Origin of the sequence: Mesorhizobium sp. M6A.T.Ce.TU.002.03.1.1 (assembly GCF_003997275.1) — a bacterium.
Taxonomy (GTDB): Bacteria; Pseudomonadota; Alphaproteobacteria; order Rhizobiales; family Rhizobiaceae; genus Mesorhizobium; species Mesorhizobium mediterraneum.
Genome location: NZ_RZTI01000072.1, coordinates 17,703 through 30,704 on the forward strand (window position 1 = coordinate 17,703; position 13,002 = coordinate 30,704).

At 62.8% G+C, this 13,002-nt stretch carries 12 protein-coding genes; 8 read left to right on the forward strand and 4 right to left on the reverse strand.

Going from position 1 to position 13,002, the window contains the following annotated elements; genetic code table 11:
• Positions 1 to 117 precede the first annotated feature (117 nt).
• Both EOC93_RS20500 and EOC93_RS20505 read right to left on the reverse strand, forming a co-directional pair.
• Positions 118 to 354 carry a hypothetical protein gene (locus EOC93_RS20500; protein WP_127205514.1) on the reverse strand — a complete coding sequence of 79 codons (237 nt, stop codon included), beginning with the start codon at positions 352 to 354 and terminating at the stop codon, positions 118 to 120.
• Positions 355 to 453: 99 nt separating this feature from the next.
• The gene (locus EOC93_RS20505) at positions 454 to 1,386 is read right to left on the reverse strand and encodes a complex I NDUFA9 subunit family protein (protein WP_245461501.1); all 933 of its coding nucleotides are present in this window, start codon (positions 1,384 to 1,386) and stop codon (positions 454 to 456) included.
• Between the two features lie 350 nt (positions 1,387 to 1,736).
• On the opposite strand from EOC93_RS20505, the gene EOC93_RS20510 reads away from it, so the two are divergent.
• The 8 genes from EOC93_RS20510 (at position 1,737) to EOC93_RS20545 (ending at position 8,928) form a co-directional block, all read left to right on the forward strand.
• On the forward strand, positions 1,737 to 2,348 hold the full coding sequence (locus EOC93_RS20510; protein WP_127205516.1) for a cupin domain-containing protein: 612 nt from the start codon (positions 1,737 to 1,739) through the stop codon (positions 2,346 to 2,348).
• A 119-nt stretch (positions 2,349 to 2,467) separates the two neighbouring features.
• Positions 2,468 to 3,406, forward strand: coding sequence for a substrate-binding domain-containing protein (locus EOC93_RS20515; RefSeq protein ID WP_127205517.1), 939 nt, complete (start codon positions 2,468 to 2,470; stop codon positions 3,404 to 3,406).
• Between the two features lie 74 nt (positions 3,407 to 3,480).
• The gene (locus tag EOC93_RS20520) at positions 3,481 to 4,278 is read left to right on the forward strand and encodes an ATP-binding cassette domain-containing protein (protein WP_127205518.1); all 798 of its coding nucleotides are present in this window, start codon (positions 3,481 to 3,483) and stop codon (positions 4,276 to 4,278) included.
• Positions 4,275 to 5,285, forward strand: a complete 1,011-nt coding sequence (locus tag EOC93_RS20525; protein WP_127205519.1) for an ABC transporter permease — start codon at positions 4,275 to 4,277, stop codon at positions 5,283 to 5,285. Before EOC93_RS20520 ends, EOC93_RS20525 begins: the two co-directional genes overlap by 4 nt.
• Positions 5,286 to 5,289: 4 nt before the next feature.
• Positions 5,290 to 6,381, forward strand: coding sequence for a phosphotriesterase (locus tag EOC93_RS20530; protein ID WP_127205520.1), 1,092 nt, complete (start codon positions 5,290 to 5,292; stop codon positions 6,379 to 6,381).
• A 37-nt stretch (positions 6,382 to 6,418) separates the two neighbouring features.
• Positions 6,419 to 7,189, forward strand: a complete 771-nt coding sequence (locus tag EOC93_RS20535) for a glutamine amidotransferase (protein WP_127205521.1) — start codon at positions 6,419 to 6,421, stop codon at positions 7,187 to 7,189.
• Between the two features lie 3 nt (positions 7,190 to 7,192).
• Positions 7,193 to 8,101 (forward strand): ribokinase, encoded by a 909-nt coding sequence (locus EOC93_RS20540; protein WP_127205522.1) that lies wholly within the window; start codon positions 7,193 to 7,195, stop codon positions 8,099 to 8,101.
• Positions 8,098 to 8,928, forward strand: a complete 831-nt coding sequence (locus EOC93_RS20545) for a BtpA/SgcQ family protein (RefSeq protein ID WP_127205523.1) — start codon at positions 8,098 to 8,100, stop codon at positions 8,926 to 8,928. Before EOC93_RS20540 ends, EOC93_RS20545 begins: the two co-directional genes overlap by 4 nt.
• Positions 8,929 to 9,088: 160 nt before the next feature.
• Here the strand turns inward: EOC93_RS20545 and EOC93_RS20550 are convergent, their stop codons facing one another.
• Positions 9,089 to 10,075, reverse strand: a complete 987-nt coding sequence (locus EOC93_RS20550; RefSeq protein WP_206532254.1) for an NAD-dependent epimerase/dehydratase family protein — start codon at positions 10,073 to 10,075, stop codon at positions 9,089 to 9,091.
• A 172-nt stretch (positions 10,076 to 10,247) separates the two neighbouring features.
• The coding region (locus EOC93_RS20555; RefSeq protein ID WP_164759213.1) for a chromosome segregation SMC family protein at positions 10,248 to 13,002 on the reverse strand (2,755 nt) is incomplete at its 5' end.

Sequence of the window (13,002 nt, forward strand, 5' to 3'; positions counted from 1 at the left end):
GTTGCTTTCGCTGATCACGGCTTTGCTAGCACGCTTCTGAATGCTGAACTTCCATGCTTGCCGATAAGCCCGTGCCGAGTCCTGGCTCTTGGGGGCCATGATCCCGGTTGCGTTGCATCATGGTGCGCGATCGGTCAGCGCGCTCGCACCTTCCTCCGCGGCGCAATGGGCGCAACAGTAGATGATGTCATCTTGTTCGACGCCATGTCCGATGATCCGGCATCCGCAATGCGGGCACATCGGAGCGAGTTTCTGGATCGCGCATTCGAAGCTGTCGAACGTATAGGTTTCCTCCGCTAGCTTCACTTCGAAAGCCTTGTCATAGTCATTCCCGCACTGGTCGCATCTGGCCATAGCTCTTTTCCTTCTTCATTGGCTCAAGCTCGACCAACCCGCCGCATCGCGATAGGTTCCCGTCAGGGTCGTAGAGCAGGAGACGAGCGCGCGCCGGCATCACGCGCGCCGTTCGATCAAGCGGATCACCTCGTCGATGTCCCGCGGCTCGATGTCGAGTTCCTTCAGGCCCGGCGCGCCAATTGCTGCCACATTGTCGTGCCGCATAAGATCGACCTGGTTGCGCGTTATGGGCGCGGCCGGAAGGAGTTCCGCGAGGCCAGCCAAGGCGTCCCACGCCGCAAAGGGGACCGGCATCAGCCTGATGTGGGTGTCGAGTTGCCGGGCGACCTCCCGCAGCAGCTCCGTATAGGTGTAGATGCGCGGGCCACCGAATTCGAATATGAATGAACCCTTGTGGTTTCGCCCGTCGATCAGCCGGCTCACTGCTTCCGCGACGTCTGCCACATAGACCGGCTGAAGCCGTGTGCCGCCGTCGCCGAACAGCGGATAGACCGGCAGGAGGCGTATCAGCCTCACAATCGTCGTGAGGAAAACGTCGTCAGGTCCGGTCATGACGGCGGGACGCACAATGAAAGCGCCGGGAAATGCGCTCGCCACGGCAATTTCTCCCTGCCCACGTGCCCGAATATAATTCGAATCCGATTGAGGATCGGAGCCAATCCCCGAAATCTGGACGAACTGGTCGACCTCGCCATCGCGCGACGCGGCGGCGAGATCAGCGGCGGCTTCCACATGCACCCGTTCAAACGTCTGGGCGCCCTGTTCGACATAAAGACTGACAGCATTCACAATGGCCTGTGATCCGGCAATGGCCGAGCCGATCGAGGACGCATCCAATACATCCGCCTCGACGGCTTCGGGCATCATTGCAGTCGAGGAAAAAACTTGGCTTACGCGAGCCGGCTGGCGGGATGCGGCGCGGACCGTAAAACCCCTTTCCAGGAGCCGCTTCACGATCCTTCGCCCGAGAAAGCCTGTTCCGCCGAACACGGTGACGATCCGTTTTGTGTTGAGATCGTCGGGATCCATTTGCCTCGCCATCCCTTCTTCGCGTGCCTGCCGCGAGGATTGTCCTTGGCCGGCGTATGAACCAGCCTCATCGAACGTCAGGACGGTTGGAGAACAACGCAGGAAAGCTTTTTGTTCCAGTCAGCGCTGGTTTGTCGAGGCACGGCCGATATCGCTGTGGCGCCTCGCGCATCACCGTCCGTTCGCCCGTTGGCGAGTGTTTTTGACGCTGAGTTGCTTTATCCGTGTTATCAAAACCTGGTCGCGGCACTGCAGCGTCGAAATTGACAGATCACCACTTGCAAATCGGTCGCCGCTGTCTTTTGCTCGCGCGACAGTTGTCCAATGACTGTTGAATGGTTGGCGAACGGATGAACAAAATCGATCGGCGACGGCCAGAGTCCGAAATGGACGCCACCGTAAATGCTGCGCGGCTTGGAACGCGGTTGCGCCTCGCCCGCCAGACACGTGGCATGACGCTGAAGACGCTGGCGACAGCTGCCAACTGCTCTGAAAGCCTTTTGTCCAAGATCGAGAACGGCAAGGCTTCGCCATCCCTGCCTATGCTTCACCGCCTGGTCGAAGTTCTCGAGACCAATATCGGCTGGATGTTCGAACAGGTCGACGACGACGAGGCGATCGTGTTTCGCGCAGGCGCGCGGCCATTGATCTCGCTCGACGCGCTAAGGCGCGGCGAGGGTATCTCGCTCGAACGCATTATTCCGTATTCGCCCGGTCACCTGCTGCAGTGCAATATCCATCATATCGAGGCAGACGGCGAGAGCGAAGGTCCCATCCAGCATGTCGGCGAGGAAGTCGGCTATGTGCTCGCCGGCCGGATCAAGCTGATCGTCGATGGCAAGAGCCATGATCTCGCCACTGGCGATGCATTCGTGTTCAGGTCGGAGTTGCCGCACCATTACCGCAACATCGGCAAGGAGAGAGCCAGCATTTTCTGGGTCAACACGCCGGCGACCTTCTGACCTGCGCACGAGTTCAAAGGAGTTGACAAACATTCAAGTCTCTTGAATGTTTGTCTCGTGCCTGTAGCACCAATGGGACCAGCCGAACAGGTTTGGCCCGCAAGCAAGGGGAACCGTAAATGCGTCCGTTCAAACTTCTCGTCCGTTGCGCCGCCGTCATCGCCATTTGCTCGACGGCAATGGGATCGGCGTTCGCCGATACGTTCGCTCTCGTCAACATCAACCAGCAGGCCCTCTTCTTCAACCAGATCAACGAGGGCGCGCAGAAAGCGGCCGACGCCGCCGGCGCCAAGCTGGTCATCTTCAATGCCAACAACGTGCCGAGCGCGCAAAATGACGCGATCGAGAACTACATCACACAGAAAGTCGACGGCATCATTTTGGTCGCCATCGACGTAAACGGCGTCAAGCCTGCAATCACCGCCGCGAAGGCGGCCGGTATTCCCGTGATCGCCATCGATGCGCAGATCCCCGACGGTGACAACGTTGCGTTCATCGGTGTCGACAACGCCAAGGCCGGCGAGGATATCGGCAAATTCTACGCTGACTATGTGAAGTCCGAGATGGGCGGCACTGCCAAGATCGGTATTGTCGGCGCGCTCAATTCGTTCATCCAGAACCAGCGGCTCGACGGTTTCAAGAAGGCGGTCACTGACAGCGGCTTGGCGATCACGTTCCTCGACACGGTCGACGGCCAGAACGTTCAGGAGACCGCGATGAGCGCTTCGGAGAATTTGATGACCGCCAATCCGGACATGACGACGTTATATGCGACCGGCGAGCCGGCGTTGCTCGGCGCTGTTTCGGCCGTAACCAGCCAAGGCCGCACCGGCGACGTCAAGGTGTTCGGCTGGGACCTGACCAAGCAGGTCATTCAGGGCATTGACGATGGTTGGGTGGCGGCGGTCGTCCAGCAGGATCCAGCCGGTGAAGGCAAGGCCGCTGTCGAAGCATTGACCAAGCTCAAGAAGGGCGAAACGGTCGAGCCGATCATCAATATTCCGGTGACGATCGTGACCAAGGACAATGTCGAGCAATACCGCGCGATGTTCCAGTAAACTGCATCGATGACCGGTCCGCGGCGCCGCTTGAGGCTACGCCGCGGACGCTTTGCAAATCCGGTGGATCCAAGATGAGCAGTGGCGAGACCTATCGGGTGCGGATGAGCGGTATCTCAAAGCGCTACAACGCCATCCAGACGCTCGATGACGTGTCGCTGGTGCTGAGGCCGGGCGAAGTCCTGGGGCTGGTCGGCGACAATGGCGCGGGGAAGTCAACGTTGAGCAAGGTGCTGTCGGGGGCGGTGGTTCCCGATGCCGGCACGATCGAGATCGATGGCATGCCGGTGACCTTCAACTCGCCGGCGGACTCGCGTGCAGCGCGCGTCGAGATGGTCTATCAGGATCTGTCGCTCTGCGACACGGTCGATGTCGCCGGCAATCTCTTTCTCGGCCGCGAGCCGCGCCGCCGCATCGCCGGCATTTCCTTTCTCGACAAGAAGCGCATGCACGAGCAAACGCGCCAGATGCTCGACCGACTCGGCATCGTTATCGCCGACACGCGGCTCAAGGTCGAAAACCTGTCCGGCGGACAGCGACAGTCGATCGCGATCGGTCGCGCCGCCTCGTTCGAACCGTCCGTGCTGATTATGGATGAGCCGACGGCAGCGCTTGCCGTCGCCGAGGTCGAAGCTGTGCTGGACCTGATCCGCACCGTGAGCGCCCGCGGCGTCAGCGTCATTCTGATCACCCACCGCCTCCAGGATCTGTTCCTCGTATGCGACCGCATTCAGGTCATGTACGAAGGACGCAACGTCGCCGAGCGGCTGATCGGCGAAACCAATATCGAGGATGTCGTCAACCTGATCGTGGGCCGCAAGTTCAACGCTCGTTCGGCCACCAACGCCCATCGCGATGGAGCATCAGCATGAGCGACGTGACTTCGACCCACTCCGCTCAGTCTCGAAGGGTCCGCGAAGGCACATGGCGAGATGCGGTGCTCGCCAATGGCAGTGTCGTGTCGATTGCGCTGTTCTTCCTGGTCGTCTGCGTCATCTTCTCGGTGGCGACGGACGCCTTTTTGACATCGCCCAATCTGCTGAACATCCTGCGTCAATCGGCACCGCTGCTGATCGTCGCCGCGGCGATGACCTTCGTCATCACCACTGGTGGCATCGACCTTTCGGTCGGCTCCGTGCTGGCACTGGTGGCAACGCTGTCGGCAACACTGCTGCAGCTGGGCTTGCCATGGCCGGCGGTCATCCTCGCCATGCTTGCGCTGGGCGCCTTGCTTGGCGCGATACAAGGCTATTTCGTCGCTTATGAGGGCATCCCGGCCTTCATCGTCACGCTTGCCGGGCTTTCGGTGATCCGTGGCGTGGCGCTGCTGATCACCGGCGGCTACTCCATCCCTATCGAGCCCGGAAGCCCTTTCACGGTCCTGGGCCGCGCCTGGCTCCTTGGCGTGCCGGCGCCAGCGCTGATCGCGCTGGCGATCCTCGCGATCGCCTATATCGCCTTCAACGAGACGCCGTTCGGCCGCTACGTGACCGGCATCGGCGCCAACGCCGAAGCGGTTAGGCGCGCCGGCGTGAACACGCGGCTGACGACGCTTTTCGTTTACGTGATTTCCGCCTCCGCGGCAGCACTCGCGGGGATCATCATTGCTGCCCGGCTCGGATCCGGGTCCTCGAATGCCGGGCAAGGCTTTGAGCTCGAAGTGATCGCTGCCGTCGTGCTTGGCGGCACCAGCCTGTTCGGCGGCCGCGGAACGATCGTCGGCACGGTGCTCGGCGCGCTTACCGTGGCCGTCATCGGCAACGGCCTGATCCTGGCGCATCTGTCGCCCTTCCTGACGCCGATCGTGACCGGAACGATCATCCTGATCGCCATCTGGCTGAACTTCCGCCTGTTCCGCGGCGGCGTGCGGAGCCGCTGAGCCTATGACTGATCTCTTCGATGACGAGGCTCCCAGGCAGCGGCTGGCGATCGGGGTCGAAACCGGCCATGTGATGACCGTGCTCGGCCCCGTTCCGGTCGAAGAAATGGGCATTACGCTGATGCACGAGCACATATTGCTCGACGGCGCGCGCACCTGGAAATGTCCCTGTCGTCCCGACGTCCTGGCGCTCGCCGAGCAGCCGGTTAACATCGAGATCATCGGCGAATTGCGCATGAACCCTTACGTCAACCGCGACAATGTTTCGCTCGACGACAGTGATCTCGCGCTATCGGAGCTGCAGCGCTATCGTGCGCTCGGCGGGCACACCGTCGTCGACGCGACCAATATCGGCATCGGCCGCGAGCCGGAAAAGCTCGCCCGCATCAGCCGCATGTCCGGACTGAAGATCGTCATGGGCACCGGCTTCTATCTCGAGCACACCCATCCCGAATGGCTGAAGGCCATGGACGTCGACGCAGTGACCGAGTTCATCGTCGACGACGTCGGCGGCGGCGAGACGCAGCCGCCGATCCGGGCCGGCCTGATCGGCGAGGTCGGCGTCAGCAAGGATTTTACCGCCGAAGAGCGAAAGTCGCTGAGAGCTTCCGCAAGAGCCTCGCGCATCACTGGCGTGCCGCTGTCGATCCATCTGCCTGGCTGGGAGCGGCTAGCGCACGAGGTCCTCGATGTCGTCGAGGCCGAGGGCGCCGATCTCCGCCACACCGTGCTGTGCCATATGAATCCGAGCCACAACGATCTCGACTACCAGACAAGCCTCGCCCGGCGCGGCGCGTTCCTTGAGTACGATATGATCGGCATGGACTATTATTATGCCGATCAGGACGCGCAATCGCCCTCAGACGAAGAGAACGCGCGGGCAATTGCGGCACTTATCGAGGCCGGCTTCGGCGACCGCCTGCTACTGTCGCAGGATGTGTTCCTCAAGATCATGCTGACCCGCTTCGGCGGTTTCGGCTACGGCTATATCCTGAAGCATTTCATACCGCGCCTGAAACGGCATGGCGTCGAGCAGCCAGCCATCGACCGCATGCTGATCGCCAATCCGAAGGCCGTGTTCTCGCGGCAGAATTAAGCGCAGACTTACGGCTTACACTTACGACGGAGTTCAAATGTCCAAGAAAAAGATCCTGCTTGCCGGTGAATCCTGGGTGTCGACCGCGACCCATATCAAGGGTTTCGACCAGTTTCCGACGGTCACCTATCACACCGGCGCGGACGAATTGCTGACGGCCCTGAAGGCGACCGACTTCGACGTGACCTTCATGCCGGCGCATGAGGCACAGCGCAGCTTTCCGCAAACGATGGAGGCGCTTTCGGCCTATGACGCGGTGGTGCTCTCCGACATCGGCGCCAATACGCTGCTTCTGCATCCCGACACCTGGGTCCACTCGAAGCCGACGCCGAACCGCTTGCGCCTGCTGCGCGACTACGTGCGCGATGGCGGCGGGCTTTTGATGTTCGGCGGCTACTATAGCTTCCAAGGCATCAATGGCGGCGCGCGTTACCGCAAGACGCCGGTCGAGGAGGTCCTGCCGGTGAACTGCCTCGCGTTCGACGACCGCGTCGAGGTGCCGGAAGGTTTTGCGCCTGTAATAAATAGCTCGTCCAGCCATCCCATCCTGAAGGGTCTCGGTTCGGATTGGCCAATCCTGCTCGGCTTCAACGAGGTGACGCTGAAGGACGGGGCGGAAGTTCTGGCGACCGTGTCGTCGGACTATGGTTCGCGGCCGCTGCTCGTTACCTGCCACTATGGCAAGGGCCGCACTGTGGCCTGGACATCCGATGTCGGGCCGCATTGGCTGCCACCGGAGTTTATCGCCTGGAAAGGCTACAAAACCCTATTCGAACAGATGCTGAGCTGGGCGACCGGTGAGAGCTGAGTGATGCACGTCCACGTCGTGGGCAATGCCTGTGTCGACACGACGTTTCGGCTCGGCCGCTTCCCTTCCGCCGGCGAGACTTTAAACGCCAACAGCTACGCCGACGGCCTCGGCGGCAAGGGCGCAAACCAGGCGGTTGCGGCCGCGCGTACGGGCGCGGAGGTGACGCTTTGGACGGCGCTTGGCAAGGACGTCGCGGGGGCATGGATCCGGGGCTGTCTCGACAGGGAGCTATCCGATTTCCAGGCGATCGAATTCGACTTGCCGAGCGACCGCTCCACTATCGTCATTGAGGTTGGCGGCGAGAATTTCATCGTCAGCGGCGTCGCCTGCAGCCAAGCGTTCGATCCGATCGCGCAAACCGCACTTGCCCGCCGGATCGCATTTGGCGACATCCTTGTCTGCCAAGGAAACCTGCGGGGCGACGCGATAAATGCCTGCCTGCGGGCAGCACAGGAAAACGGCGCGCGCACCGTTCTGAACGCCAGCCCTATCGATGCGGCTGCTCTGCCTGACTTCGGTCTGGCACAGGTGTTGGTGGTGAATCAATCCGAGGCGAAAGCACTGACCGGCCAGGTTGATATGGCTGCCGCGGCCGACGCGCTCGCGGCCAAAGGCGCCGGGACAGTTGTGGTCACGCTTGGCGCTGAAGGTTGTCTCGTGCTTGGCCCGGACCAGGCAGGACCGCATCGTTTGCCGGCGCCGCGCGTCGAAGCGCTCGACACCAGCGGTGCCGGCGATGTGTTCTGCGGCTGTCTGGCCGGCGGGCTTGCCAAGGGAATGTCGGTTATCTCAGCGCTGAAGCTCGCGCTCGCGGCGGCGGCAATTGCAGTGACTCGCCCGGGCACACTGATATCCTGTCCTTCCGCGTCTGAAATGGCGGCGCTCATCGATCAAACGGAGCTCTCATGACCCAACTCGGCCAATCAGGCGGCGACGCGCTCGTAGAACTTTTCGGCCGCACCAAGGTGGTGATCGGCGTCGTTCACCTTGCGCCGCTTCCTGGCGCGCCGCGCTATGACGGCGAGGCGGTCGAGGCGATCTATCAGCGGGGCCTCGATGATGCGCGATCCTATCTCGATGGCGGATGTGACGGGGTGATCGTCGAGAATCATGGCGACATCCCCTTTGCCAAACCTGACGATATTGGGCCGGAGACAGCGGCCTATATGGCTGTTATCTCCGACCGTATTCGCCGCGAACTCGGCACGCCGGTCGGCATCAATGTGCTCGCTAACGCCGCGATCCCGGCCCTTGCCATCGCCAGTGCCGCTGGCGCGGGCTTCATCCGCGTCAATCAATGGGCGAATGCCTATGTCGCCAACGAGGGTTTTGTCGAGGGGGAATCGGGTCGCGCAGCACGCTACCGCGCCAAGCTGCGCGCCAACGGCATCCGCATTTTCGCCGATGCTCATGTCAAGCATGGCGCGCACGCGATCGTTGCCGACCGCCCGGTGGAGGAACTGGTCAAGGATCTGGTCTTCTTCGATGCCGATGCCATCATAGCGACCGGTCAGCGCACTGGGCACGCCGCCGATCTGAGCTACATCCGCATGATCAAAGAGGCTGCCGGCCTACCCACACTGGTTGGCAGCGGCGTGACGCCCGACAATGCAAACGATATTCTTGGCATCGTCGATGGCGTCATCATCGCCAGCGCGCTGAAGCATGACGGCGTCTGGTGGAACCAGGTCGATCCCGCCCGAGTAAAGACCTTCATGGCCGGGCTGAGGCGATGATCGAGCTGGGCTGGTTATGGCGCGAGGCTCAAGGCAACAAACCGGCCACGTCACAATGCAGACGACGGAGCCTCGGTGGGACGTGGCGCGTATCACCGGCAAGTTCTTCGGTATATGCTGACGCGCGGAGAACGCGGCGATGACGATACTCAGGCCGCCATCATCTTGTCGTTGATCCCGCAGTCCATTCCGACCGGTACCAGTCGACAAATTTCTTCAGCCCGTCTTCGATTGAAACGCTCGGCTTAAAGCCGAAATCGCGCTCCATGGCGGTCATGTCAGCATAGGTCCGCTCGACGTCGCTGCTTTGCATCGGCTCGCTGTGGCGGATCGCCTTCACACCGAGCAGTTTTTCCAGAGTGTCGATGAAATCGCCCAGCCGCACCGGCCGGTTGTTGCCGACATTGTAAACCCTGCTCGGCGGAACCTCGGCCACGGGCGGCTGGTCGAGCACGGCAACGACCGCCCTCACCACATCGTCCACATAAGTGAAATCCCGCCACATCTCGCCATTGTTGAACACCCGGATCGGCTTGCCCTCGAGCATCGCCTTGGTGAATATCCAATAGGCCATATCGGGCCGGCCCCAGGGACCGTAGACGGTGAAAAACCGCAAGCCGGTCTGCGGCACCCCGAAGAGATGGGCGTAGGTATGGCTCATCAATTCATCTGACTTCTTGGTGGCGGCATAGAGCGAGACGGGCCTATCGACCTGATCGGTCTCGCTGAACGGCACCTTGCGGTTGCCCCCATAGACCGAGCTCGACGAGGCATAGACCAGATGCTCGAATGCGGGCTGCGCGCGACAGAATTCAAGCACTTCGAGATGGCCGACGACATTGGAACGGACATAGAGGCGCGGATTGTCGAGCGAATGGCGCACACCCGCCTGAGCAGCGAGATGGACAATCCTGGTTATGCCTTGCCCGGCCAAAGCGGTAGCGAGCGCGCCCTGTTCGGCGATCTCGATCTGATGAAATGAAAAATTCTTGTCAGGCTGAAGGCGGGCGAGCCGTCCTTTTTTCAGCGCCAGGTCGTAGTAGTCGTTCATGTTGTCGACGCCGACGACTGCTTCCCCCCTGTTCAGGAGGTAGTGGCAAACATGGCTGCCAATGAATCCCGCGGCTCCAGTGACAAGTATAGGCAACAAGGTTCTCCACGCATATGCCGGCACATGATCGCAAAATCGAGATCGATTTCGGAAAGGATCATGCACAACATCAAAATGCTACATCCGAATGAACGGAACCGACCGTTTCAGTTCGTGCTACAACCGAGAGTCCCTATAAGCGCTACCGACAAGCGGTCTAGTCGACGCGTCAGCTCGCCTCGCGCAGGGCCTCTGCAGCCTGCAGGTCGACCGACACGAGCTGGCTCACGCCCTGCTCGGCCATGGTCACCCCGAACAGCCGGTTCATGCGGGCCATGGTGATCGGGTTGTGCGTGATGATGACGAAGCGCGTCTCGGTGGTGGCTGCCATTTCATCCATCAGATTGCAGAAACGCTCGACATTGTGATCGTCTAGCGGCGCGTCGACCTCGTCGAGCACGCAGATCGGCGCGGGATTGGTCAGGAACACGGCGAAGATCAGCGACATCGCCGTCAACGCCTGCTCGCCGCCGGAAAGCAGCGTCATCGTCTGCGGCTTCTTGCCGGGCGGCCGCGCAAGGATTTCGAGACCAGCCTCGAGCGGATCGTCGGACTCGATCAGTTGCAGTTCCGCCGTGCCGCCGCCGAACAGATGCGAAAACAGCCGCTGGAAATGGCCATTGACCACGTCGAAGGCAGCCAGCAGCCGTTCGCGGCCTTCGCGATTCAGGCTCTGGATCGCCTGCCGCAGCTTGCGAATGGCCTCGATGATGTCCTCGCGTTCGGAAACGATGGTCTCCAGCCGGTCGGACAGTTCCTTCTGTTCTTCCTCGGCGCGCAGATTGACGGCGCCCAGCCGTTCGCGCTCGATCTTCAGCCGGTCGAGCTGGCGCTCGATCTCGGTCATCTCCGGCATCGGGCTGTCGGCCTCCAGGCCGGTGTGGCGGATGACCAGATGCGGCGGCGTGTTCAGCGTCTCCTGGATGCGGGCCTCGACCTCGAGCCGTCTTTCGTCGGCTGCGGTCAACCGCTCTTCGGCGCGGACGCGCGTTTCGCGCGCCTCGGCCAACGACTGGATTGCTGATGTCGCGGCCTTGTCCAGTTCGGACTGCCGGTTCTCCGCCTCCTGCAAACGATCGCCTGCTGCCTGGCGCAGGCTTTCGGCTTCGGCAAGCTGCGACAGCAAAGCGCGCCGCTTGGCGTCAATCTCATCGGGTGCGTCGGCCAGCCTTTCGCGCTCGGCCTCGGCCTCGGCCTTGCGTTCGCCGAGTGCCGCAATCTGCGTCGAGGCGTTTTCAGCGCGCGCCAGCCAGTTGCGGCGTTCCGCGCCGATGGCGTCGAGGCGGCGCGTTCGCGCTTCGGCTTCCCGCCTCAAGCCTTCATGGACGGCGCGTGCATCGGCAAGGGTGGCGCGGTCGCGAGCAACGTTGGCGGCCGACTGTTCGAGCTGCAACTGGAGATCACCGAGATCGGGGGCGCTTTGCAGCAGCATCTCCGCCTCGACGAAAGCCGCCGCCGTCTCCTCATGGCTGTCGACGATGCGCGCGCGCGCCTCGTCAAGTGCTGCGCGTCGGCTCGACAGCTCGCCGCCGGCCTTCTCGGCCTCGGCCAGCGCGTTGCGGGCGGCGTCCAGCCCATGCTGGGCATCACGCCCGGCTTGACGGGCGTAGCGCTCGGCCTCACTCGCCTGGGCAAGCGCCTGCTCGGCATAGGCAAGAGCCTCTTCGGCTTGGCGCAGGATGCGCGTTGCGTGGACCGCCTCAGCGTCGAGCTCAGCCAGCCGGTTTTTCTGCGCCAGCCGCTGCGCGGCAGCGGTCGGCGCGTCGGCGCTGGCGGTGAACCCATCCCAACGCCAGAGCGCTCCTTCGCGGCTTACCAGCCGCTGCCCGGGGGCGAGCAGCGCCTGTAGCCGCTTTCCGTCGCCGGCCTCGACGATGCCGATCTGCGCCAATCGGCGAGCCAGTTGCGCCGGCGCGCGCACCACACTGGCAAGGCTCTTGATGCCTTCGGGCACAGCGGCGTCGCCGGGCTGGATCTCGCTTTGGCCCCAATGCACCGGCGCGCTGCGATCGAGCGGCACGTCGAGATCCTCGCCAAGGGCCGCTCCCAGCGCCGTCTCGTAGCCGCGTTCGACGCTGATCTGCTCCAGGACGGAGGGGAAGAGGTCGCCGCTGGCGGCATTCAGGATCTTGGTCAGCGTGCGGGCCTCGGTTTCGATCCGCGCCAGCTCGGCCTTTGCATCCTGAACCGGCGGGCGGGCGGCGCTTTCCGCCGTACGCGCCTCGGCGACAGCCTGTTCGGCGGCAATCGCCGCGGCTTCGGTCTCCTCCAGCAGCGCCAGCGCCTGTTCGACCAGAAGCTGCTTTTCGGCGGGATCCGGCAGGCCGGCGACCCTGGAGGCGATGTCGGACAATTCCCGGTCGACATCGGCGAGCTGGCGGGCGAAACGGTCGCGGCGCTCAGCGGTATCGCGCAGCGTTCGCTCGATCTGGTTGCGGGAGGCGGCGGCCTCCGCCCGTTCGGCCGTCAGCCCGGCGAGTTTGGCTTCGCTCGCGGCAAGCGTCGACGCCGCCTGTTCGACCGCAGCGCGGGTGCTGGTCTCGCGCTCGGCAGCGCCGGCGTTCTCGGCATTGAGCGTAGCTTCTTCGGTGGCGAGGCGTTCGAGGATATCCGCATTGTCGCGGACCATCCGCTCCTCGCGGGTGATGTCGCCGTCGAGCTGCTGGAGGCGGCGGTCGAGTTCCACTTGGCGGGCGCGGATGCGGCCCGCTTCCTCCTCGATCTGCGTCTTGGCGATCGACAGGCGCTGGAAGGCGGCAGCGGCCGCGGCTTCCGCATCGCGCAGGTCCGGCAACCGGTGCGCGCCGATCCCTTGCTCCCTGGCGGCAGCCATCTGGGCGGCGGCGCGGTCGCCGACCAGCGCCGTGGCGATCGCCAGCGCCGAGCGCGCCTCGCCTTCCTGCGTCTTGGCCAGCGTCCAGCGC